The sequence below is a fragment of the Geobacillus sp. C56-T3 genome, assembly GCF_000092445.1.
GTDB classification, from domain to species: Bacteria; Bacillota; Bacilli; order Bacillales; family Anoxybacillaceae; genus Geobacillus; species Geobacillus thermoleovorans.
The window spans coordinates 2343592-2367858 of the sequence record NC_014206.1; the positions used below are offsets into that span (position 1 = coordinate 2343592).

The following is a 24267-nucleotide window of genomic DNA, read 5'->3' on the forward strand; positions in this document are numbered from 1 at the left end:
ATAAAAAAGCTGCCCTGAAAAAAACGGGGCAGCTTTTTTATGAATCAGTAGAGTTCCATATATTGGTCCAATTCCCATTGATGAACCGTTGTCCGATACATATCCCACTCAATTTCTTTCGCTTCGACGAAATGCTCGAATAAATGTTTGCCGAGCGCGTGAATCATCACTTCATCGGACTTCAAGTTTTCCAACGCTTCATGCAGCGTTGCCGGCAAATCGACAATGCCTTCTTCGAGCCGTTCTTCTTTCGTCATGACGTAAATGTTTCGATCCACTGGCGCCGGAGGAGTGAGCTTGTTGCGAATGCCGTCAAGCCCAGCGGCTAAAAGCACCGCCATGGCCAAGTATGGGTTGGCCGACGGGTCAACGCTGCGCACCTCAATGCGCGTGCTCATGCCGCGCGAAGCTGGAATGCGGATGAGCGGGCTGCGGTTGCGCGCCGACCAAGCGACGTAGCACGGCGCTTCATAGCCTGGAACAAGCCGCTTGTACGAGTTGACGGTCGGGTTCGTCACCGCCGTAAAGTTCGGCGCATGCTTCAGCACACCGGCGATAAACTGCCGCGCCGTATCGCTCAACTGCAAGTCGCCGTTCGGATCGAAAAAGGCGTTTTCACCGTTGCGGAACAGCGACAGGTTGCAATGCATTCCTGAACCGTTAATCCCAAAAATCGGCTTCGGCATAAAGGTCGCATGCAATCCATGTTTGCGGGCGATCGTTTTGACGACGAGCTTAAACGTTTGAATGTCGTCGCACGCTTTAATCGCATGGGCGTATTTAAAATCGATCTCATGCTGGCCCGGGGCGACTTCATGATGGGACGCTTCGATTTCAAACCCCATTTCCTCAAGCTCGAGCACAATGTCGCGCCGGCAGTTTTCCCCAAGATCGGTCGGCGCCAAATCGAAATAGCCGCCGCGATCGTTCAGCTCCATCGTCGGGTGTCCTTTTTCGTCAAGCTTGAAAAGGAAGAATTCAGGCTCAGCTCCTAAGTTAAAGGCGTTGAAGCCAAGCGCCTCCATCTCTTTCAGCATCCGCTTCAAGTTATAGCGCGGACAGCCTTCAAACGGCGTGCCGTCCGGGTTGTAAATGTCGCAGATAAAGCGGGCGACTTTTCCTTTTTCTGAAGTCCACGGGAAAATGACGAACGTATCCAAGTCCGGATACAAATACATATCCGACTCTTCGATGCGGACAAATCCTTCGATCGACGACCCGTCAAACATAATTTTGTTATTAAGCGCTTTCTCCAGCTGGCTGATCGGAATTTCGACGTTTTTGATCGTGCCCAAAATATCGGTGAATTGCAGGCGGATGTACTTGACATTTTCCTCTTTGACGATGTGTAGAATGTCGTCACGCGTATATTTTGCCATGTCCAAACTCCTCCCCGGCTCGGAAATCATTTTCCGTCATTAATGAAAGAAGCGAGCGAGATCTCCTTGGCGAAGCGATGCGCGCTGGAACCGCCCGGCCTGCAGCAATTCATTCCGCAAAATTTCGCGCAGTTCTTCGTCCGACAGCTTCGGTTTTCCTACTTTTTCGACTTTCTCCGCCTGCTGGTGGCGTCCTTCCTCCCGCGCGGCAAAAATTTGCTTAATGCCCGCCAAGTTGACGCCTTGGTCGATCAAATCTTTAATTTCCAGCAAGCGGTCAATGTCATTGAGCGAAAACAGCCTCCGGTTGCCTTCGGTGCGCGCTGGCGAAACGAGGCCGTGCTCTTCATAATAGCGGATTTGCCGAGCCGACAAGTCGGTCAGCTGCATCACGATCCCAATCGGAAACAATGGCATGGAACGACGAATTTGGCTGCTCATGCCAATTCCTCCTCGCTTTTGATACCTTTATTTTACCATAATGTTAGGAAATGAGTCAATGAAACGTGACGTTTCCTCACAAACAAATCAACCGCTGTTCAAGCAAACGCTGAATGGCGGAACAGACGGCGATTTTCACATGCGAATACGTCAATCCGCCTTGCACATACGCGACATACGGGGGGCGCAACGGCCCGTCGGCCGTCAACTCAATGCTTGCCCCTTGGACGAACGTGCCGGCGGCCATGATCACTTTGTCTTCATAGCCGGGCATGTCGCTCGGATACGGAGTGAAATGAGCGTTGACCGGGGAGGAAGCCTGAATCGCTTGGCAAAACGCCACCATTTGTTCCGGATCGTCAAAACGGACGGACTGAACCAAATCCGTGCGCTTCGCCTTCCACGATGGCGAGGTTTTTAGTCCGATCCGCTCGAGCATCGCCGCTGTAAAAACCGCCCCCTTGAGCGCCTGGCCCACGGTGTGCGGCGCAAGGAAAAAGCCTTGATACATATCCGGCAAGCTGTAAAGCGACGGACCGACTTCCGCTCCAATGCCCGGCGAGGTCATCCGATAGGCGCACGCCTCCACATATTCCCGTTTGCCGACAATGTAGCCTCCCGTTTTCGCCAAGCCCCCTCCCGGGTTTTTAATGAGCGAGCCGGCCATCAAATCGGCGCCGACATGGCATGGCTCTTTCTCCTCGACGAATTCTCCGTAGCAATTGTCGACAAACACGACGACATCCGGTTTGATCGACTTGACGAATGCAATCATGTCGCCGATCTCTTCGACAGTAAACGACGGCCGGTCCGCATAGCCGCGCGAACGTTGAATGCCGATCATTTTCGTCCGCTCATGGATCGCTTCGCGAACGGCCGGAAAATCGACCATCCCTTCTGCTGTGAGCGGCACGCTGCGATAACGAATGCCAAACTCTTTCAGCGAGCCGACGCCGCGGCCGCGGACGCCTACGATTTCCTCAAGCGTATCGTACGGAGCGCCCGTGATGTAAAGCAATTCATCGCCCGGGCGCAACACGCCAAACAGCGCGATCGCAATCGCGTGCGTGCCGGAAATGATTTGCGGGCGCACAAGCCCCGCTTCCGCTCCAAACACATCAGCGAAAATGCGATCGAGCGTATCGCGGCCCGCATCGTCATACCCATAACCGGTTGACGGGATGAAGTGGGCGTCGCTCACTTGATGGCGACGGAAGCTCTCAAGCACGCGGTATTGGTTGACGTCGACCAGTTCATCGATGCGGCGGTGAATCGGCGCGATTTGTGCTTCGATTTCCTCGATGAGAAGAGCGATGGTTTCTCCGTGTCTCCATTGTGTCCAAAACATAGATGAACCCTTTCTACCGTTGGAATGATTGCAGCTCCCCATACAAGGGGTGCGTCGGCAGCACGTACCCTTGGCAGTCGTACGTGCCTCCCTGTTCATTATAATGCCATTCGTGCAAAATGGTGTCCGATTTTAACCGAGCGAGCAATTTTCCTTCACCGCTTGGGATCGACACGTCGTAACGGGCCATTTGCTGTTTCACCGCCTCTTCAAGAAAATAGCGGAGCCGGTCAATGTCGGCGGCGGAAAGCGCGCTGATCATGATGGAAGCAGTCGTTGTCGGAATGAATTCCGACGCTTTTTGATCGCTTTTATTGTACACCGTGACCATCGGAATGGAAGAAGCCCCTAATTCAGCGAGCAGCCGCGACACCGTTCGCTCGTGCGCAACGTAATCCGGATGAGACGAATCGACGACGTGAAGCAATAGATCGGCTTCCGTCACTTCCTCGAGCGTCGAGCGGAACGCGGCGACAAGCGTCGTCGGCAAGTCTTGAATGAACCCGACCGTATCGGTGACAAGCACCGTGTAGCCGCATGGCAAGACACATTTGCGCGTCAACGGGTCGAGCGTGGCAAACAACAAGTTTTCTTCCAACGAATCGGCGGCGGTCAGCCGATTGAAAATCGTTGATTTGCCGGCGTTTGTATAGCCGACGAGCGCCACTTGAAACGCTTGGTTTTTTTGCCGGCGCTCGCGGTACCGCCCTCGATGCTCAGCAATGCGCACAAGCTCAGCTTTAATGTCGTCAATGCGGCGGCGAATATGGCGGCGGTCGGTCTCGAGCTTCGTCTCCCCCGGGCCGCGCGTGCCGATGCCGCCGCCCAAGCGGGATAGCGCCTCTCCTTGACCGCTAAGGCGCGGCAACATATACTCCAGCTGGGCGAGCTCGACTTGCAGCTTTCCTTCTTTTGAGCGGGCGCGCCTTGCAAAAATGTCTAAAATGAGCTGCGTCCGGTCAATCACTTTCACCTCGCCAAGCATTTTCGTCAAATTGCGCGCTTGGCTTGGAGAGAGCTCGCTGTTGAAAATAACCACGTCCGGTTCCAGCTGCTTGACTATGGCGGCGAGCTCTTCCGTTTTCCCTTTGCCGATATACGTCGCCGGGTGCGGCGCTTCACGTTTTTGCGTCACCTCTGCCACAACCTCGCCGTTCGCCGTCGCAACGAGCGAAACGAGCTCCTCCATCGAATAGCGAAACCGTTCATCATCGACACCAGCGAGCTGGCAGCCGACAAGGATCGCTTGTTCACGGCTCATGGCATCCCCCTTCCTTTCCCTCGCGGCGAACATGTTCTCTACGTTCATGATACCAAATCCCACCGTCGGTCTGCTAGTTCGTTCCAAAAAAACGATTGATTTTCCGCCGCTTTTGCCCCTACAATGATACAAGAACACCGCACGGAAAGGAACAGCACGAATGACGTGGGAAGTATTGAGCATCATCGGCACGATCGCCTTTGCCATTAGCGGGGCGATCGTCGCGATGGAAGAGGAGTACGATTTGCTTGGGGTGTACATTTTAGGGATTGTCACCGCTTTTGGCGGCGGGGCGGTGCGCAATTTGCTGATCGGGGTTCCCGTGTCGGCGTTATGGGGACAGCAGCCGCTCTTTCTTGTCGCTTTGGCGGCCATGACAGTTGTGTATTTGTTCCCAAAGCAAATGCTGCCGCCGTGGAAGCGGTGGGGCAACTTTTTTGACGCCCTTGGGTTGTCCGCGTTCGCCATTCAAGGAGCGCTGTACGCGGCAAACATGGGGCATCCATTAAGCGCGGTCATCGTCGCCGCGGTGTTGACCGGAAGCGGCGGCGGCATGATCCGTGACGTGTTGGCGGGAAGAAAGCCGCTCGTGTTGCGCGCAGAAATTTATGCCGCCTGGGCCATTCTCGCCGGCCTCGCCGTTGGGCTGAAATGGGCCGAATCGCCCATGGAGCTGTATGTGTTGTTTATTGTCGTCGCCGCCCTCCGCATTTTGTCGTACACATACGGTTGGAAGCTGCCGCGGCGGGCGGTTGGAGAAAAAGCGGGCGAGCAATGATCAAACGGCAAAAACAACATCTACTCATTGATTCGTACGAAAAGATAGACGGCTCCTCGCTTTTATATATATAAGTTGCAATAAAGATTTTCCGATTGTTCGATTCTGTTTTCCTTCATAACAAGTCATTTTGATAGAATGCAGCGGGCGCTCTACTGGATGTAAAACAAAGTTTCAACTTATATAGATGCAATTTAAAGCTTTGCCATTTTTCTTTTTTACCGGTCATTTCATCCGACTGTCGAGTGACCGAACAACGCCGCTTAAAGACCCATATATGGGTCTGTGAAGCAGGCGGTTGTTCGGTCCTCCGTCACGCCAAGGCGTGACGGAGAAGCCTGTGGCTTTCCTCCGACAGTCGAAAAGGGGAAAACCGCTTTTCCGTCAAGGATATGTTAAACTTCTTCGTTGCATCTATATAGTTTGCTGACGCTTTCCTTTACGCGCTTTGCCCGCTTCGCACCGCCACGACCACCCCAGCAACGATCAGCGCCCCACCAAGCCAAAACGAGGCGGTGAGCTCCTCATGCAACAGCAGCCAGCCAAAGAGCGAGCCGACAAGCGGCTGGAAAAAGAAAAAGAGCGAGCCGACGCCGGCGTCGATCATTTCCATCCCTTTGTTCCAAAGAAAAAATGCCCCCGCCGTCGATACAACGCCAAGATACAACACTCCAAGGGCGACGGGAACGCTCCAATGGCTCGCGGCAAGCCCTGGCCCTTCGGCGAACATCATCGGGGTCATGCCAATGAATGCCACAAAAATAGCATACGTAGTGACCGAAAGCACGGACAGGCGGCCCGAAGCGATTTTCACAAGCACCGACAACAGCGCCCAAGTGATCGCCGCGCCGACTAACGCCATATTTCCAGCGAACGTCGACTCCCCGCTGCCCCCGAGGCCAACGATGACGATGACACCCGCTGTCGCCAGTAGCAGCGCGGCCATTTTCCGCCATGTAAGCGCCTCGCCAAGCAGCCAGCGGGCAAACAAGACGACAAACGCCGGCGTTGAGGCGGTAATGAGCGAAGCAGTATGGGCGTTCGACCATTTCGTGCCGACAAACTGCAAGGAAATAGAAACGACGTAGCCGATGATTCCGATCGCGATGACCATTCCCCAATCACGCCCGTTTTTCGGCGGGCGCTCACGTTTCATCGCGGCGATGGCACCGAGCACAATCAAGGCAACGGCGTAGCGCAGCCAGACGAGCGTAAACGGCGGAATGTAGTCCAACACGTATTTGCTCACGACGTACATCCCGCCCCAAATGCTGGCAGCAAGCGATAAACACAAGGAAGCGAGAACAGGTTGTTTCATGGCATCGATCCCCCTATGCGTTCTTCTTTCTGCTGCTGACATCAAAGGCGAAGCCGTTATTTCCAGAGATGGCAGTCAAACAAGGCTGTTCTCCATCAGCTACACATCGCTTTCTTCCGGAGGAAACACGGGGGCGAGCGAAACCGTCAAATCCGGTTGCCAAAAAGAAACCAACTCATCGCTTGGCCCAAAAACCGCTCGCTGCTCGAATCGTCCATCTTGCCAGCTGAGCACTTCGATCGTTCGATTGCTGGGGTCTACCATCCAATATTCATGCACACCATATTTTTCGTATAAATAGTATTTCTGGTTTCGATCGCGTAGAGCGGTGCTTGGTGACAGCACTTCCACAACGAGATCGGGAGCCCCCTTCATTCGCCGATTCCCGATTCGCTCCACCCGACAAACGACTGATAAATCCGGCTGAACAACCGTTTTCGCCATCCGTTCCGGCTCCTCAGGATCAAGCTGAACATCAAACGGGGCCAGAATGACATGACAGCCACGCGCCTGAAAATGCGAAGCCAATGCAAGGTGCAGTTGTCCGACCACATACTGGTGCTCAAACGACGGAGACGCCAATAAATAGGGAACGCCATCGATCAGTTCCCAATTCCCTTCCCAATGTTGAATGTCGCCATACGTGTAAAACGGCTTCTCCTTCTGCACTGCGCTTCCCCTTTCACTTTCTTTTCTTTCATCTTATCACACGGCACTGGCTCCGTCCCATACTTTTATGTTCCCGTCACGAAAGAAAAAACAGCGGGCGCCCCCGCTGTCGAGCGTGTGTCACACAAATGTTTTTCCGCACGTTGCCCTTACTCCCGTTCGATGATCGTCGCCGTCGCCATCCCGTGGCCGATGCAAATCGTCAATAGCCCATAGCGGCCGCCGCGCCGTTCCAGTTCGTGAACGAGCGATGTCATGAGCTTCGCACCGGTGGCGCCGAGCGGATGGCCAAGCGCAATGGCGCCGCCGTTGACATTCACCTTCTCAAGCGGAGCGCCGATTTCCTTTTGCCAAGCGAGCACGACCGGGGCGAACGCTTCATTGATTTCAATAAGGTCGATGTCGTCGATCGTGAGGCCGGCTTTTTTCAATACTTGCCTCGTCGCCGGGATGACGCCATCCAGCATATACGTTGGGTCGGAGCCGACGACCGTTTGCGCGACAATGCGCGCTTTCGGCTTCAGTCCGAACCGCCTCGCCGCCTCCCGTTCCATCAAAAGCACAGCGGCCGCCCCGTCGCTCATTTGGCTCGCATTGCCGGCGGTGATGACGCCGTCTTCTTGAAACACCGGCTTGAGCGCGGCGAGCGCTTCCGGTGATGTATCGGCCCGCGGCCCTTCATCATCGGTGACAAGGATTTCGCGGCCATCGCGGTCAAGCCCTTTCACCGGAACGATTTCGGCGCGAAATTTCCCCTCGCGCAAGGCGGCCAAGGCGCGTTGATGGCTTTCGTACGCGTAGGCATCCAGCTCCGCGCGCGTCAGGCCGTATTTTTTGGCGATCCGCTCAGCCGAGACGCCCTGGTGGATGAATTCGTATTTTTCATGAAGCGACGGCGGAATCGTCTGCTCGTTGCCATCGCTTAAAATCGGCACTTTCGTCATGCTTTCGACTCCGGCGGCGATCGTGACATCCATATCGCCAGAGCGGATTTCCTGGGCGGCGAAATGAATCGCCTGCTGCCCCGAGCCGCACATTCGGTTGATTTGCACGGCCGGCACTTCAATCGGGAATCCGGCCTCGAGCGCCGCCAGCCGGCCGATGTTGTACCCTTGTTCGGCGATCGGCGTCACGCAGCCCATGACGATGTCTTCGACCATCCGTTTCTCAATGCCCGCCCGGCGCACGACTTCATCGAGCACCACCGCGGCAAGATGCACCGGATGAACATCCCGGAAGACGCCGTTTCGCTTGCCGACCGGCGTCCTGACGACTTCCACAATCACCGCTTCACGCACCATTTTCTCCTCCTTGTTGATGTTGTCAACGCCACGCCTTGACGGCGCAGCCGCACCGTTGTATCCAACGATGCACCGCGGCGCCGCCAAACGAGCCCGTTTCTGTCCACCTCTCCGTGAGAGGCGCTTGTTCATTTTGCATACGTATAGAACCCTTTCCCTGTTTTCCGCCCTAAATGCCCGGCTTCAACGAGCTTGCGCAAAAGCTGCGGCGCCCGGAACCGGTCGCCGTATGCTTCCGTCATGTTTTCACTCACAAACAGGAGCGTATCAAGCCCGACCATGTCGGCGAGCTCAAAGGGACCCATCGGGTAATTGAGCCCAAGGCGCACCGCTTTATCGATGTCTTCCACAGAGGCTACTCCCTCTTCGTACATGCGGATGCACTCGATCATATGAGCGGCGATCGCTCTTGTCGTCACAAATCCTTGCCGGTCTTTCACGACGACCGTTTCTTTGCCAAGCTCCACAGACAGCCGACGGATGGCGTCGACTGTGTCGTCAGAAGTCGTCTCACCTTTCACAATTTCGATCAACTTCATCACTGGCGCCGGATTGAACCAATGCATGCCGATGACGTTTTCCGGCCGCTTCGTCGCGGCGGCAAGCGCCGTGACGCTCAGCTCGGATGTGTTGGTCGCTAAAATGGCGTCCGGCTTCGCCAGTTGATCAAGCTGCTGAAACACGTCTTTTTTCAGCGCCAAGTTTTCCGGCACGGCTTCGATGACGACATCCGCCCCGCGCACCGCTTCGGCCAAATCGACGGTCGAGCGGATGCGCCCGAGCGCCGCTCGCGCTTCCGGCTCGGACAGCCCGCCGGTTTTGACAAAGCGGCGCAAGCTTTTTTCCGCCGAAGCGAGCCCATTTTGCAAGGCCGCTTCGGACACGTCATATAAATACACCGTTTTTCCCGCCATCGCCGCCGTTTGCGCGATGCCGCTTCCCATCACCCCGGCGCCAATGACCGCAATTGTGTCTGCCACGGTGTCCGCCTCCTTTACTCCTTCGCCGCATCGGCATAGCGCGCTGCCATCTCATCGCGCAGTTTTCTCTTTAAAAACTTGCCGACGCTCGTTTTCGGAATTTCATCGAGAAACACAATGTCATCCGGCAGCCACCATTTTGTAAATTGCGGGCGCAAAAAGTCGTACAGCTCTTCTTTTGTCACGCTTTTGCCTTCTTTCAGCACGACGCAGGCAATCGGGCGCTCTTGCCATTTCGGATGCGGCACAGCGACGACCGCCGCTTCGAACACCGCCTCATGGGCCATAAGCGCATTCTCCAAATCAACCGATGAAATCCATTCGCCGCCGCTTTTAATGACATCCTTCGTCCGGTCGACAATTTTCACAAACCCTTCTTCGTCCACGGTGACGACATCGCCGGTATGGAGCCAGCCATCGCGAAATGCTTCGTTCGTTCTCTCATCGTTGTAATACTCGGCCGCAATCCACGGACCGCGCAAGCAAAGCTCGCCCATTTCCTGGCCGTCCCAGCGAACCGGCCCGTTTTGGCCGATCACTTTCATCTCAAGCCCCGGCGCAAGCAGCCCTTGCTTGGCGCGAATGTCCAGTTTCTCCTCGTACGACAGCCCGTCTTGATAGCTTTTCGGGCGTGAGACAAGCACAAGCGGGCTCGTTTCCGTCATGCCGTACGCGTGAATGAACGGAATGCCGTATTTTTCTTCAAACGCACGGATGATCCCTTTCGGCGCGGCTGAACCGCCGCAAATGACACGCGTCAGGCTGCTGACGTCATAGTTTCCTTTCTCCAACTCTTGCAACAGCCCGAGCCAAATCGTCGGCACGCCGGCGGTGATCGTCACCCGTTCGGCGTCAATCAGCTCGGCAAGCACTTTCGGCGTAAACGCCGGTCCCGGCATAACGATCGTCGAACCGAACCAAGTGGCGGCAAACGGCAGCCCCCACGCGTTGACATGGAACATCGGTACGACCGGCATGACGACATCGCGCTCGCATAACCCTTGCGTATCAGCCAGCCCTAACGCCATCGCGTGCAAGACGGTGCTGCGGTGCGTATACACAACCCCTTTTGGATTTCCCGTTGTCGCCGACGTATAGCACATGCCAGCCGGTTGGTATTCATCGAGGTCTTTCAAGAACGGAAATGTTGGATCGCCCTCGGCAAGCAGTTTCTCGTAATGGTACACCGGAGAAAGCGTCGTTTCCGGCAGCTCGTCGGCATCGGTCATGACGATGAAAGCGCGTACATTCGGGATCTCGTCCTTGATCGCTTCAATTGCCGGCAGCAAATCATCATCGATCAGCAGCACACGGTCATCGGCGTGGTTGATGATGTAAGAGATATGCTGCGGCGAGAGGCGGATGTTGATCGTATGGAGCACCGCCCCGATGCCGGGAATGGCAAAATACGCTTCCAAATGGCGGTGATGGTTCCAAGCGAACGTGCCAACGCGGTCGCCGACTTCCACCCCGAGCCGCTTCAACACGCTTGACAGCCTGCGCGTCCGCTCGCCGATCTCCTTGTATGTATGGCGGACGACGCCTCCTTTCATGCGCGAAACGACTTGCTTTTTTGGGAAAAACAACTCCGCCCGCTCAAGCATCATGGAAATGTTTAACGGTGTTTTCATCATCGGTCATTCCTCCCCCTTTACCAAATGCGCATGTTCATTGACTTTAGGCGGCTCCCCGCCGCCCCATTGGCCGTCCGGCCCATGTGCGGCCGTCCATGCGCCGCCCGGCTGCAGCCGAACGAGATGGCGGAGCCGGCTGTCAGCAAACAGCGCCTTCGCCTCACCCGTCTCCAGCACCGGGGCAAGGCAGACGTCGACCGCTTCGGCGAACGCGCTCCACTCATCCAATGTCTTTTCACGGAACAAGGCGGCGAGCTCGTCATATACGGCTTCCCCCGATCGCGCCGGCGCCCATTGCGCCTCCGTCCATTCCGGATGGCCGACCGCCTCGCAAAACCGCTGCCAAAAGTGCGGCTCGAGCGCCGCTAAACTCATATAACGGCCGTCTTTTGTCTCATACAGCTGGTAGCACACCACCTCCCCAGACAACTCGGAAAGACCGGTCTTCGGCCCACCGCCGTGTTCAATGGCAAAATGGCCAGCCATCATCGCTGCCAAGCCATCGACAAGCGAAACATCAAGATGGGCGCCTTTGCCGGTTCGCTCGCGTGCAAAGAGGGCAGCCAAAATGCGCTCGGCCGCCGCCATGCCGCCGATAAAATCGGCAAGCGTGATCTTCGGATGAACCGGGCGGCCGCGTTCATCGGCCAGCTGCGCAAGCAAGCCGGAGAGCGCCATATAGTTTAAATCATGGCTGCCAAGCAATGAGCGGCTGCTCTGTTGACCGAAGCCGCTGATCGAGCAATAGATGATTTGTTCGTTCATGCGGCACATATCGTCATAACCGAGCCCAAGCCGCGCCATCACCCCGGGGCGGAAGCTTTCGATCACTACATCGGCGCGGGCGGCGAGCCGCCGGGCTTGCTCGCGACCCGCGTCCGTTTTTAAATCCAACCCGATGCTTTTTTTGCCGGCGTTATAGGCGGCAAACAACCGGCCCTCGGCGAACGGGCGCAGCCGATCGCCGGACGGCGGCTCAATTTTGATGACTTCCGCTCCGAGCTGGGCGAGCCGCCAGCTGGCAAATGGGCCCGGCAAGTAATGGGAAAAATCAACGACTACAATGCCACGAAGCATATCTTTCCCTCTCTCTACAAATCTAGCTGCCGGGCGATGATTGTTTTCATCATCTCGTTCGTCCCAGCGTAAATGGCGCTTACGGGAATGTCGCGATAGCGCCGGGCGATCTCATATTCTTCCATATAACCATAACCGCCGTGCAGCTGCATCGCCTCGGCCGCGACACGTTTTGCCATCTCGGTAATCCACCATTTCGCCATCGACACTTCCGTGACGATCTGTTTTCCCGCCATATGCTCTTCAATGACGCGGTCGACAAACGTGCGGCCAAGGGCGATTTCCGTCGCCATCTCGGCAAGGCGGAACTGGACGGTCTGAAACTCGCTCACCCGTTTGCCGAACGCCGTGCGCTGTTTGACATATTGCTTCGTCAAGGAAAACATCACTTCCGCCGCCGTTTGTGCGGCAATGGCGACAACGAGCCGCTCCTGCTGGAGCTTTTCCATCAAATAGTAAAAACCTTTTCCTTCCTCGCCGAGCAAATTATATGCTGGCACTTTCGCATCTTGGAAAAACAGTTCGGCGGTATCTTGGGCGTGCAGCCCGACTTTCTCGAGCTTCCGACCGCGCGTAAACCCCGGCGTATCCCGCTCCACGACGAGCAGGCTGATGCCGCGGTGCGGCGGCTTTGCCTGCGGGTCGGTTTTGCAGGCGACGACGATCAAGTCGGCATGAATGCCGTTCGTGATAAACGTTTTTTGTCCGTTGACGATGTAGTAGTCACCGTCTTTTACTGCCGTTGTCGAAATGTTGGCCAAATCCGAACCCGCCCCCGGCTCGGTCATGGCGATCGCCGTGATGAGCTCGCCGGTGACGCATTTTGGCAGCCATTTTTGTTTTTGCTCCTCGGTTCCGTACGATGCGATATACGGCGTGACGATGTCGTTGTGCAGGCCGATGCCGACGAGGCTCGATCCGACTTTTTCTAGTTCTTCGTTAATGACAACCGAATAGGCAAAATCGGCGTTTAGACCCCCATACTTCTCATCGACCCACGGGCAAAGAAAGCCGTTCTCGCCCATCTTCGCCCAAAACGAACGCGGAATGATGCCGCGCTTCTCCCAATCGTTATAATGCGGGTACGCTTCTTTTTCCAAAAACTTGCGAAACGCCGCGCGGAACATATGGTGCTCCTCACGCAAATAGCGAGCCGTCACCCGTTCATCCCTCTCTTCTGTTCGGTCACTTTTTCTCTGTTCCGCCCGCCGCCTGTTTTTTCAGCTGTTTGCGCAGCAAAAACTTTTGGATTTTCCCGCTCGCGTTGCGGGGCAGAGCATCGATGAAATAGTAGGCGCGCGGACGTTTGTACGGAGCAAGGCGGTCGCTCGTTTTGCAAAACTGCTCGAGCTCATCGGCGGTCAGGAGGTCGTCTTTTTTGACGACGAAGGCGACGACTTTTTCGCCCCACAACTCATCCGGCTCACCGAGCACAGCGACATCGAGCACTTTCGGATGCTCGTACAACACGTCCTCGACTTCGCGCGGATAGACGTTTTCCCCGCCGCTGATCACCATGTCATCGACCCGGTCGGCGACATACAAGTAGCCGTCTTCATCAAGGTAGCCGAGGTCGCCGGAATGATACCAACCTTTGTACAACGCTTTTTCCGTCGCTTCCTCGCGCTTGTAGTAGCCAGCCATCATGCACGGCCCGCGCATCACAATTTCACCGACTTCATATGGCGGCAGCACATCGTCTGGGTCGGACGGCCCGTCTTCACGCGCACGGACGACGCGGATCTCATGGTTCAGGCAGGCGCGTCCAGCGGAACCGGCTTTTTTCAGCTGCTCGTCTTCCAACAAAAACGTCACCGCCGGCCCCATTTCCGTCATGCCGTACGCTTGAATCAGCTCGATGCCGAGCTGCTCTTGGCATTGCCTGACAAGCGCTGGAGCCATCGGAGCGGCGCCGTATAGGCCGAGGCGAAGCGAAGATAAATCGTAACCGCTTACATTCTCCTGCAAGATCATGTTCCACATCGTCGGGGCTCCGAATAGGATCGTAATCCGCTCCCGTTCGATCGTTTCAAGCACGAGCTTGGCGTCAAAATGGTGCAAAATGACGCTCGCCGCTCCGGCATGCACGCGCGGCAGCAAGCAGCAATGCAGCTCGGCGCAATGGAACAGCGGCGCTGCCGCCAGCCCGCGATCCGTCTCGCGGATGCGCATGACGCCATGGCAAATGACGCTTTGCTCGATCATGTCGCGGTGACGGTGCATCACTCCTTTTGGACGCCCAGTTGTGCCGCTTGTATACATAATGGCATAAAGATCGCTCTCATCCACATGAACACGCGGCGCTTCCCCTAGGGCCCGCGCGGCCTGCTCGTGAGCGTTTTTGGCAAACGGCGGCGGATCGCGGTCGATCGACCAAAATGACACGTGCGGGAAACGGCTGTGAATCGCGGCAAGTTCCGGTTCCACCGCCCGTTCAAACAGCACGATTTTCGGCTCGGCGTCCGTCAAAATATAGGCGATTTCTTCCGCCCTCAGCCGAAAGTTGATCGGATTGAACACCGCGCCGATTTTGGCGCAGGCAAACAAAGCGGTCGCGAGCTCAAGCGTATTGTACAGCACCGTCGAAACGCGATCTCCTTTGCGGACGCCCGCTTCCAAAAACGCGTTCGCCCACCGGTTCACTTCCCTCTCCCATTCGGCGTACGTATAGCGGCGTCCGGTCGCCGCGTCGACGACCGCCTCCCGGTTTGGAAACTTTCGCACTGTCTGGGAAAACATCTCCCCAATCGTCATGTACAAGCGCCTTTCCCCCTTTTCTCCGAATGGACGCAGGGCGTGCAGATCCACTAGACAGATAATTCAGATAAATAGGTGTATGATGCCCCCGCTGTTTATGTATTCGCTCTTTTTGATCGCATTCCTCTTTTTTGCGGCACAAAAAAGAAAGGAAGACCTCTTTCTTTCGACAAGAAAAAGAAAGAGGAGCCTCCTTTGCTTTTTTTCATCTCGCGCCGAGAAGACCCCCACTTCCACGTGTGAGCGTAGGTGGGAGAGCGTTCAAGCATGAATCACTAAATCGCGGTCACGGATCGTCATCAGCTCTTTTTTGTCGTAGCGCCCTTCATGAAGAAGGCGGACCGCCTGCTTGCGGATCGCTTTTTCGATTAAGTTGCGCACATAGCGGCCGTTGCTGAACTTGAGGCGGCCGGTCGCTTCCAGCGTCCCTTCGAGATGAATGTACAGTTTCCGCTCCGCTTCCGGCGTCATTTCATACTCGCGTTCGCGCAGCATTTGCTTGGCGATTTGCACAAGCTCCTCGACCGTATAATCGGGAAACTCGATTGTGAGAGGAAAGCGCGACGGCAAGCCGGGATTTAGCGACAAAAAGTAGTCCATTTCTTTCGGATAGCCGGCCAAAATCACAACCAAGTCGTCGCAATAGTCTTCCATCCCTTTGACAAGCGTGTCAATCGCTTCTTTGCCGAAATCTTTTTCGCCCCCGCGGGCGAGCGAATACGCTTCATCGATGAACAAAATTCCGCCGCGCGCTTTTTTGATCAAATCGCGCGTTTTGCTCGCCGTATGCCCGATGTACTCTCCGACCAAATCGGCCCGCTCCGCCTCGATGAAATGCCCTTTGGACAGCACGTTCATCTCAAAAAACAGCTTGCCGAGCAAGCGCGCCACCGTCGTTTTGCCGGTGCCGGGATTGCCTTTGAAAATCATATGGAGCGCCTGGCGGTTGGCCTTTAAGCCGTTCTCCTTGCGCAGCCGGTTGATGTACAGCCAGGCGTAAATTTCCTTGATGATTTTTTTGACATGATCAAGGCCGATCAGCTGATCAAGCTCCTTTTGAATATTGCGGAGCGCCTGATGCTCTTCGCCATCGAGCCAGTCGTTTCTCTCTTCTTTCACTAAATGGTTTACCGTTTTGGAGTTCAACACGATGTTGATTTGCCCTTTCGCCTTGTTCATCGTCAATTCTGACAAGGGGCGTCACCTCGCTTCCCGTTTTCTGCCATCCGCACCCGTTCCGACTTGGCTTTTGACGCCTTGCCTTTTCGTTACTAGTATACGTACGCCACCGCCGATCCGTGACAATCGCCCAAACGAACAGCGGGTCGGCTATAGCGGAAAAAGTTTGTATATGTTTATTCACAAAAGCGGCGGTTTACGCATCTGAATTCACCTCGTCCCTCACTTCCCTTCGGGTGACGCAGGAGCTTGTCGATCAAATAGCGGGCGCGGAAGGAAAACGGGAAATGGCAAAAGGCGCCCTCCGCGAAGGAAGGCGCCTTTTTTCGGCGGCGTATGTACCGTCGGTCTTACTGTTCGGTTTCAAAATGGATGTTCCGCTCCGGCGCAAACGTCGAAATGGCGTGCTTGTAAATGAGCTGTTGTTTTCCTTGCACTTCCAAAAGTACGGTGAAGTTGTCAAACCCTTTAATGTACCCGCGCAGTTGGAAGCCGTTCAATAAGAAGACGGTCACTTGAATGCCCTCTTTGCGCAGCTGGTTTAAAAACTGGTCTTGAATATTGATCGTATTTTTCATCAAACGTCCTCCTCTTTTCTCTCTAAGGATATACTTATATATTCGCTTCAAGTTGAAGCTTTCCTGCTACATAGCGAGAAATTTCCTGCACCTTGGCGGCGAACTGCCCAGCGTCGGTCATGTCAAACCATTTCACCGGCATTTGGTTGCGAAACCAAGTGAGCTGCCGTTTCGCATAGCGGCGCGAATTTTGTTTCAGCTGCTCGATCGCTTCATCAAGGGAAACGCGGCCGTCAAAATAGTCGTACAGCTCCTTGTAGCCGATGGCTTGCACCGCCTGGCAGTCGCGCAGGCCGCGGTCATAAAGCGCCCTCGCCTCTTCGATCAACCCTGCGGCGATCATCTCATCGACCCGCTCGTTGATGCGGCGGTAAAGCGCCTCCCGCTCCGCCGTCAAGCCAACGATGGCCGCCTCATACAAAAGCCGCTTTGACTGCCCTTGCTGCCACTCGCTGAACGGCTTCCCGGTGCAATGATACACTTCTAAGGCGCGGATGACGCGGCGGATGTTGTGCGGATGAATGCGGGCCGCACTTATTGGATCAACCGCCTCAAGCCGCCGGTGAAGCGCTTCGGCTCCTTGCTCGGCCGCCAGCTGTTTGAGCGCCCGGCGGTACGCTTCGTCGGAAGGGGCGGCGGAAAATTGGTAATCGTAAAGGGCTGCCTGAATGTACAGCCCGGTGCCGCCGACGATGATCGGCAGCCGGCCGCGCGCCGAAATCTCGGTGATGAGCGCACGGCAAAGCCGCTGAAATTCGACGACGGAAAACGGTTCGCACGGCTCTTTGATGTCCAGCAAATGATGCGGGATTCCTTCCATCTCATCGGGCTTCACTTTCGCCGTGCCAATGTCCATCCCTTTATAAATTTGCATCGAATCGCCGCTGATGACCTCTCCGCCCAGCTTTTTCGCCAACGCGATGCCGAGCTTCGTTTTGCCGACCGCCGTCGGCCCGACGATGACGGCGACTTTTTCAGCCATAGCGCGTCACTGCTTTCTGTTGTGGGACTTGTGTCAACCATCATTATACATAAAAACAGCTGTGCATGGAACCATTTCTTTCATACGTTTTCGCCATCCACAAATCGTTTTATACATGGCAACGCGAAAAATCGCCTTTCTTCCCTTTCGCCATAACCATATGGAAAAAAATGAACGCCATAAAAGGCGCTCATCATAATGAAAACTTGTTGACAATCGCCTGCAAATCGTCCGCCATTTTCGAGAGCGACGCGGCCGAAGCTGAAATTTCCTCCATCGAGGCCAGCTGTTCCTCGGTCGCCGCCGACACCTCCTGCGCACCGGCCGATGTCGACTCGGCCACGTCGGCGACAAGCCGGACGGAGCGCACCATTTGCTCCGAAGAAGAGACCATGTCGCTGACCGCGGTGGATACGTCGCGGATTTGCGCCGCAACTTCGTCCACGGCGGCGCGAATGCGGGCGAACATTTCTCCCGAGGCGCGAATGACGTTCGTTCCGGCCGTCACTTCGTTGACGACCGACTCCATCGATTGGACGGCATGGACCGTTTCTTCTTGAATGGCAGCGATCAATTCCGCGATTTGCTGGGCCGATTGGGCCGATTGCTCGGCGAGCTTCCGCACTTCGTCAGCGACGACGGCAAAGCCGCGCCCGTGCTCGCCGGCGCGCGCCGCCTCAATGGCGGCGTTTAAGGCGAGCAAGTTCGTCTGCGCCGCGATGCTGCGGATTGCTTCGATGATCGAGCCGATTTGCTCGGAACGGTGGCCAAGCCCTTTAATGAGGTCAGCCAGCCGCTCGACCGTATCGTTCACTTTGTTCATTTGCGCGACGCCCGCCTCGATCGTTTGCCCGCCCTCAGCCGCTTGTCTCGACGCCTCACTAGCGATGGCGGACACGCTTTGCGCCCGTCCGGAAATTTGCTCGATTCTCTCAGACATCGAATCGACGGCGGCGGACGTTTCTTCCACGCTTTGCATTTGCTTGTCCATGCCGGAAGCAACGCCCTGAATCGTCATGGCGATTTGCTCGGTCGCTTTGCTCGTCTGTTCGGCGCTCGCTGCCAGCTCCTCCGACGAAGCGGCGACTTGCTCGGCGTTTTGCGCCACTTCTTGGAGCACTTCGCGCAAGTTTTTCGCCATTTGCTCAAACGAAGCGGCAAGTTCGCCAATTTCGTCGCGGTTACGGACACTGGTTTTTGTCTCTGTCAAATCGCCGGCGGCGATCCGCTTCGCCGCTTCCGACAGCGTCAATAGCGGGCGGGAAAGCGAGCGGCTGATGTAGTAGCTGACAGCTGCCCCGGCCGCCGCCGTCAACAAGCCGACGATGATGATCAGCCGCTGGACCGCAGCCGCCGATGCGCTCGCATCATCATTAGCCTCCTTCATTTCCCGCTGCTGGAGAGCGACCAATTGATTCACCTTTTCATCAAATTGGGTTGTTAAGTCGCGCCCTGTTGTGGTCATAAGGGCGATGTACTGCTCTGGTTTGTTTTGCACTTTTAAGTCGAACGTTTTTTGCCCAAGTTCGTAAAACTGCTGTTCAAGCAAATCGAGCTCGGCAAGCAGTTGTTTCGTTTCTTCCCGCGTCAGCTCCGCCGCAAGCTTTTCGCTTATTTTCTTGTACTCCCCATGCGCTTTTTCAAAGTTTTTCCTTGACGTCTCATCGCCGGTCAACAAATAGCCGCGCATGCTGCCGACCTCGCGGCGGATCAATACTTCAAGCTTTTTGGCATTGACAAGCTTCGTCACCCGTTTGTCGATCACATCGGTGTATGTACGGTCAAGAGTCGAAATCTCGTAATAAGAAAACCCGACTAACAGCGCGATCAACACGTAGACGAGGCCGAAGCCGGCCAGCAGTTTTTTGCGCACGGTCATTTTCATGTTCATTGGCAAGTCCTCCGTCTGTGAATCAGTATGTTGTTCCATCTACATTATCGGATGATAACAGCCAATGTTTAGTTTTTTTTTGGCTCTTTCGCCATCTTTGATGAAAAAGCCTGCTTCATTGAGGAAATCAACTGGATTTTCTCAATGAGCCTCCTCTTTCACCGTAAACTCGCAAGAAGAGCAAACAGGCCGCACCCATGCCGCTTCCCAGCCTTACGCCGTTCCTTCCGGCTGCCACGTGTTTCGGCCGGCTTCGGCTTCATCATGAATGAAAAGCGAGGTGACAAGCGCCGCGATACTGCCAATGAGGCCGAATAAAAACAAATGATGGATGCCGGTCATAAACGTCGGCGCCTTCGTCAAAAACGCTCCCATGACGGTCACGCCGATCGCCGTGCCGATATTGCGGCAAAACATAAAAAAGGACGTCGCGATTCCTTTTTCATGAGCGTCGGCAAGCTGCTGCGAGCCGATGACGCCGACGGTCGAGGTCAACCCAAACGACAGCCCTTGGACAAACATGACGAAAAACACATACCAAAATCCGTGACTTTCGTTCAGCAGCGCCAGAAGCAGGCCGGACGCGACAAGCAACACATTGCCGATGATGAGAAGCGGACGGTAGCCATAGCGCAAAATCCATTTCCCGGCCGGCACGGCGGCGATCATCCAGCCAACGGACGAGCCAAGCAAGGCAACGCCGCTTATAAATACGGACAAATGGGCGACGTTTTGCAAAAAGAGCGGGATGTAGCTTGACGTTCCAAACAACGCGACGCAGCTGACAAAGCCGTTAATGTTCATCCATTTGAGCGTCCGGTGCTGGACAAGCGACAGCGGCACGAGCGGAGACGGCTGCCGTTTTTCGAAAAAGTAAAACGCAACAAGTAAGAGCGCGCCGGCCGCCCCGTACCACCATTGCCCCCGCGCAACGACGGTGACGAGCAAAAGCAAACTGACCGCCGCCGCAAACAACGCAGCCCCCATGTAATCGACCGCCGCCCGCTTCGGTTCATATACTTCTTTATATGGAAACAACGTCACAAGCGAGAGCAAGCAGATGGGAATGTTGACATAAAAAATCCAGCGCCATGTCGCGTATTCGACAAACAGCGAGCCTAAAAGCGGCGCCAAGACGGCGGAAATGCCCCACATGGCGGTAAAAAACGCCTGGATCTTTCCGCGCTTTTCCACCGGAAACAAATCACCGGCGATAATGGCCGGAAACGGCATCATAAACCCGGCGCCGACCCCTTGTACGGCGCGGAACAGGACGAGTTGCACCATATTTTGCGACAAACCGCAAAGAAGCGAGCCAATCAAAAATAAAATGATGCCAAAGCTGAATACGTTTTTGCGGCCAAACAGGTCGGACAGACGGCCGGCAATCGGCGACAGGACGGTCGTCGTAATCATATACGAAGCAAACGCCCACGCGTAAAGGGAAAATCCCCCGAGTTCTTTGGCGATGATCGGCATCGTCGTGTTCATGATCGTCGTATCCATCGAGGCGACGAGCATGGCAAGGACGATGCTGACCATGACCGACAGGCGGCTGTTCATACCAATGACCTCCTTTTTAAGTAAACTACGAATATTTTATTTTACATGATAAAAAATGATAGCACCAAATGATATGCGTTGAACATTCGAATCATTTGTATCCGTTGTCGAATTTTGTTACCCTATAAATGGAAATCCCCAAAACCGCTAACCCGACTCCCATCATATCATCGCACCAGTAAGGAGGAGAGAGATGAAAAAAACAACGACTATCTTTTCGATTTCGATTGTGATTGCCATTGCGTTTATTATTTGGGGGATTATTCCCGAATCTTTATTGCCGCGCTACAATTTAAATGCGGTCAGCAGCGCGGTGCACACGTTTCTAATCGATAAATTCGGCTGGTTTTATTTGCTCAGCGCTTCATTGTTTTTAGCGTTTTGTTTGTTTCTCATTTTTTCCCGCTACGGAAATATCCGTCTTGGCCGCGACGGAGAAAAACCAGAATACAGCTATATGACATGGTTTGCCATGCTGTTTAGCGCCGGAATGGGAATCGGGTTAGTGTTTTGGGGAGTGGCCGAACCGGTGTCCCACTATTACACGCCGCCAACAGGGGAAGGGGCGACAGCGGAAGCGGCCCGTCTGGCGATGCGCTACTCGTTTTTCCATTGGGGGCTGCATCCATGGGCGATCTACGGCGTCCTAGCCTTGGCACTCGCTTACTTCCAGTTTCGCAAACGGGAGGCCGGTGTTGTTAGCCGCACGCTGCGCCCGCTGTTTGGCGCACGCACAGAAGGCGGCCTCGGGGTAGCCATTGATACGTTAGCCGTCTACGCGACCGTGTTTGGCGTCGCCACTTCGTTAGGGCTGGGAGCCATTCAAATTAGCGGGGGATTGCATCAGCTGTTTCCCCGTATTTCAAACAGCTTTTCGACGCAGCTGCTCATCATTGTCGTTGTCACTGTTCTGTTTATGCTTTCAGCGCAAACCGGCCTTAACAAAGGCATAAAATGGCTGAGCAACTTAAATATTGCGCTCGCGTTGCTGCTCATGGTTTTCATGCTGTTTGCCGGGCCGACGAATTTTATTATGGATGTGTTCACATCAACGATCGGGACGTACTTGCAAAACCTCCCATCGATGAGTTTCCGGCTTAACCCGTTTGAACAAAATGATTGGCCGAAAGTGTGGACCATTTTTTATTGGGCGTGGTGGATCGCGTGGGCGCCGTTTGTAGGGACGTTCATCGCCCGCATTTCCCGAGGGCGCACGATCCGTGAATTTATGATCGGCGTCTTGGCGGTTCCAACGATTTTTAGTGCTCTCTGGTTTTCGGTTTTTGGCGGTTCGGCCCTTTATCTCGAACAGTTCCGACATGCCGGCATTGGCGAAGTGATGAATGAAAAAGGAATGGAAACAGCCTTGTTCTTTACATTCGAACATTTCCCGCTCGCTACGTTGCTTTCAGGAATCGCCATTTTGCTCATTTGCACGTTTTTTGTCACATCGGCCGACTCGGCGACGTTTGTGCTTGGCATGCAGACGACCAACGGCAGCTTAAACCCGCCAAACTCAGTCAAATTCGTCTGGGGCATTGTCCAATCAGCGACAGCGGCCATCCTCCTGTTCGTCGGCGGACTTGAATCGTTGCAGACAGCATCCATTATCGCCGCATTCCCATTTGCGATCATCATGATTTTGATCGTTCTGGCCCTTATCCGCTCCTTCCAGCAAGAAACGGTGCGAAAAGCGAAAAAACCTGTCGAATAATGACTAAAGGTGTCCCGCTTTTAGGGACACCTTTTCTTAATTATATACCTAATGATTGTCAACCCCTGCGATTCATACCGTTCTCCTGATGGGCAACTGGGGCAATAGGCTTTGCCTCGAAAACATACGAAAAAGGCTGCCCGCCAAAGCCACAAATATGCTTTATGCGAGCAGCCTTCCGCCGTATTCGGTTATGTGTTTAGGCAAAAGGCAAAACGCCCATACTCATTCCGTTAGTTAAGCACCCGAACCGCTTTTACAAACCGCGTTTTCCAATAGGAGGAAGTGAGCGATGAATACGTAACACCTAACGAAACAGTCGCATTGATCATTTGCCCGTTGCCAGCGTAAATGCCGACATGGTTGATCGTCCCATTTGAATCGGTGTCAAAAAAGACGAGATCGCCTTTTTGCAACTGGCCAAACGACACCGTTCTTCCCGCTTGCGTCTGAGCGATGGATGTGCGCGGCAGCGAAATGCCGGCTTCGCTGAAGACGCGCATCGTAAACGATGAGCAGTCAAACACATCGGTGCGCGACGGGCTTGCTCCGTACAAATAACGCGCCCCTAAATATTTTTCCGCAATATCGATGATTCGGTCGGCAAGCGATGCGGACGACTCGGCAACAGCCGAGTTGGCGGCCGATACTTGCTGCTTGGCCTCCCGGACATCAGTCGTTCCGCCCGCCACTTTAATGGCTTGGCCAATGCGGATGGTGTTCGGGTTTGTAATTTGTGGATTCAGTGCCAATAGACGGTCGACCGTCGTTTGAAACTTGTTCGCAATCTCAAGCAACGTATCCCCCGCCTGCACGATATACCGGCCGCTTGTCGGCACGGCTGCCGGCTGCACATTGTATGTATTGGAACGTTCCTGTTCCCCTGCTACTTGCAGCTTCTGCCCGGCGCGAATGAAGTCTGGGTTCGTAATGCTTGGATTGAGCTTGAGCAGCGCATCTACAGTCGTGCCAAACTTGCGGGCGATTCCGCTTAGCGTATCACCAGGCTCGACCGTATATGTATTCGAAGAAGTTTCGTTCGATTTATTTGGTTCATTGACGCGCAATACTTGTCCGGGAAAAATCAAATCCGAAGACAAATCGTTTTCTTGCTTTAACGCTGCGACCGTCGTGCCGGATTGCCGGGCAATCTTCCAAAGCGTATCGCCTTTTTGCACCGTATAGCTCGCCGCCGATGCCGCGTGGCCGGCCAACAAGGAACCGATCAACGTGCTTGTCAATACAACCGTTTTTTTCATGCTGCATCCCCCTATGACGTCGATGTATCCATCTTTATGTATCCATGTTTATACAAAATTCGCTATCACTCTACAAAATTCACCACGTATTCCTACACATGAGCCATTATAGTAAAATCAAAGCAATCCGTCTGTAACAGAAAGAATAAAAGTAGATT

Annotated in this window: 20 protein-coding genes; 2 read left to right on the forward strand and 18 right to left on the reverse strand. The window is 54.7% G+C overall.

Translation table 11 applies throughout. The features are described 5' to 3' along the window. Positions 1 to 44 precede the first annotated feature (44 nt). The 4 genes from glnA to hflX all read right to left on the reverse strand — a co-directional run bounded on the left by glnA (position 45) and on the right by hflX (position 4429). The gene (gene glnA, locus GC56T3_RS11595; protein WP_013145685.1) at positions 45 to 1379 is read right to left on the reverse strand and encodes a type I glutamate--ammonia ligase; all 1335 of its coding nucleotides are present in this window, start codon (positions 1377 to 1379) and stop codon (positions 45 to 47) included. Between the two features lie 39 nt (positions 1380 to 1418). Beyond that, positions 1419 to 1820, reverse strand: coding sequence for a MerR family transcriptional regulator (locus tag GC56T3_RS11600; protein ID WP_011230825.1), 402 nt, complete (start codon positions 1818 to 1820; stop codon positions 1419 to 1421). A 76-nt stretch (positions 1821 to 1896) separates the two neighbouring features. Further along, entirely contained in the window at positions 1897 to 3168 is a 1272-nt protein-coding gene (locus tag GC56T3_RS11605) for a methionine gamma-lyase family protein (protein ID WP_011230824.1), read from the reverse strand. Between the two features lie 13 nt (positions 3169 to 3181). Then, positions 3182 to 4429, reverse strand: coding sequence for a GTPase HflX (gene hflX / locus GC56T3_RS11610; RefSeq protein ID WP_013145686.1), 1248 nt, complete (start codon positions 4427 to 4429; stop codon positions 3182 to 3184). Positions 4430 to 4589: 160 nt separating this feature from the next. Here hflX and GC56T3_RS11615 point away from each other — a divergent pair, with 160 nt between their 5' ends. After that, positions 4590 to 5207 (forward strand): trimeric intracellular cation channel family protein, encoded by a 618-nt coding sequence (locus GC56T3_RS11615; RefSeq protein WP_013145687.1) that lies wholly within the window; start codon positions 4590 to 4592, stop codon positions 5205 to 5207. 439 nt (positions 5208 to 5646) lie between these two features. Here GC56T3_RS11615 and GC56T3_RS11620 read toward each other — a convergent pair whose 3' ends face one another. The 13 genes from GC56T3_RS11620 to GC56T3_RS11680 form a co-directional block, all read right to left on the reverse strand. Further along, positions 5647 to 6525 carry a DMT family transporter gene (locus GC56T3_RS11620; RefSeq protein WP_013145688.1) on the reverse strand — a complete coding sequence of 293 codons (879 nt, stop codon included), beginning with the start codon at positions 6523 to 6525 and terminating at the stop codon, positions 5647 to 5649. A gap of 99 nt (positions 6526 to 6624) precedes the next feature. Further along, a complete protein-coding gene (locus tag GC56T3_RS11625) occupies positions 6625 to 7194 on the reverse strand; it encodes a Uma2 family endonuclease (protein ID WP_013145689.1) in 570 nt (189 codons plus the stop codon). 149 nt (positions 7195 to 7343) lie between these two features. Continuing rightward, positions 7344 to 8495: a thiolase family protein gene (locus GC56T3_RS11630; protein ID WP_013145690.1), complete on the reverse strand. Its 1152-nt coding sequence runs from the start codon at positions 8493 to 8495 to the stop codon at positions 7344 to 7346. A 128-nt stretch (positions 8496 to 8623) separates the two neighbouring features. Beyond that, entirely contained in the window at positions 8624 to 9475 is an 852-nt protein-coding gene (locus tag GC56T3_RS11635) for a 3-hydroxyacyl-CoA dehydrogenase family protein (protein ID WP_013145691.1), read from the reverse strand. Between the two features lie 14 nt (positions 9476 to 9489). Beyond that, on the reverse strand, positions 9490 to 11109 hold the full coding sequence (locus tag GC56T3_RS11640) for a long-chain fatty acid--CoA ligase (protein ID WP_013145692.1): 1620 nt from the start codon (positions 11107 to 11109) through the stop codon (positions 9490 to 9492). Between the two features lie 3 nt (positions 11110 to 11112). After that, positions 11113 to 12186: a CaiB/BaiF CoA-transferase family protein gene (locus tag GC56T3_RS11645; RefSeq protein WP_011230816.1), complete on the reverse strand. Its 1074-nt coding sequence runs from the start codon at positions 12184 to 12186 to the stop codon at positions 11113 to 11115. 14 nt (positions 12187 to 12200) lie between these two features. Then, positions 12201 to 13346 carry an acyl-CoA dehydrogenase family protein gene (locus tag GC56T3_RS11650; RefSeq protein ID WP_011230815.1) on the reverse strand — a complete coding sequence of 382 codons (1146 nt, stop codon included), beginning with the start codon at positions 13344 to 13346 and terminating at the stop codon, positions 12201 to 12203. Positions 13347 to 13371: 25 nt separating this feature from the next. Then, positions 13372 to 14946 (reverse strand): fatty acid--CoA ligase, encoded by a 1575-nt coding sequence (locus GC56T3_RS11655; RefSeq protein WP_013145693.1) that lies wholly within the window; start codon positions 14944 to 14946, stop codon positions 13372 to 13374. 258 nt (positions 14947 to 15204) lie between these two features. Continuing rightward, complete coding sequence (gene spoVK / locus GC56T3_RS11660) at positions 15205 to 16137, reverse strand: stage V sporulation protein K (protein WP_011230813.1); 933 nt, start codon at positions 16135 to 16137, stop codon at positions 15205 to 15207. A gap of 335 nt (positions 16138 to 16472) precedes the next feature. Further along, positions 16473 to 16700, reverse strand: coding sequence for an RNA chaperone Hfq (gene hfq, locus GC56T3_RS11665; protein ID WP_011230812.1), 228 nt, complete (start codon positions 16698 to 16700; stop codon positions 16473 to 16475). A 34-nt stretch (positions 16701 to 16734) separates the two neighbouring features. Further along, positions 16735 to 17682, reverse strand: coding sequence for a tRNA (adenosine(37)-N6)-dimethylallyltransferase MiaA (miaA, locus tag GC56T3_RS11670; RefSeq protein WP_013145694.1), 948 nt, complete (start codon positions 17680 to 17682; stop codon positions 16735 to 16737). A gap of 193 nt (positions 17683 to 17875) precedes the next feature. Continuing rightward, complete coding sequence (locus tag GC56T3_RS11675) at positions 17876 to 19573, reverse strand: methyl-accepting chemotaxis protein (RefSeq protein WP_013145695.1); 1698 nt, start codon at positions 19571 to 19573, stop codon at positions 17876 to 17878. A gap of 213 nt (positions 19574 to 19786) precedes the next feature. Further along, on the reverse strand, positions 19787 to 21136 hold the full coding sequence (locus tag GC56T3_RS11680) for an MDR family MFS transporter (protein WP_013145696.1): 1350 nt from the start codon (positions 21134 to 21136) through the stop codon (positions 19787 to 19789). Positions 21137 to 21329: 193 nt separating this feature from the next. On the opposite strand from GC56T3_RS11680, the gene GC56T3_RS11685 reads away from it, so the two are divergent. Then, on the forward strand, positions 21330 to 22850 hold the full coding sequence (locus GC56T3_RS11685) for a BCCT family transporter (RefSeq protein ID WP_013145697.1): 1521 nt from the start codon (positions 21330 to 21332) through the stop codon (positions 22848 to 22850). Positions 22851 to 23083: 233 nt separating this feature from the next. Here the strand turns inward: GC56T3_RS11685 and GC56T3_RS11690 are convergent, their stop codons facing one another. Beyond that, entirely contained in the window at positions 23084 to 24109 is a 1026-nt protein-coding gene (locus GC56T3_RS11690; protein ID WP_013145698.1) for a LysM peptidoglycan-binding domain-containing protein, read from the reverse strand. Positions 24110 to 24267: the final 158 nt, after the last annotated feature.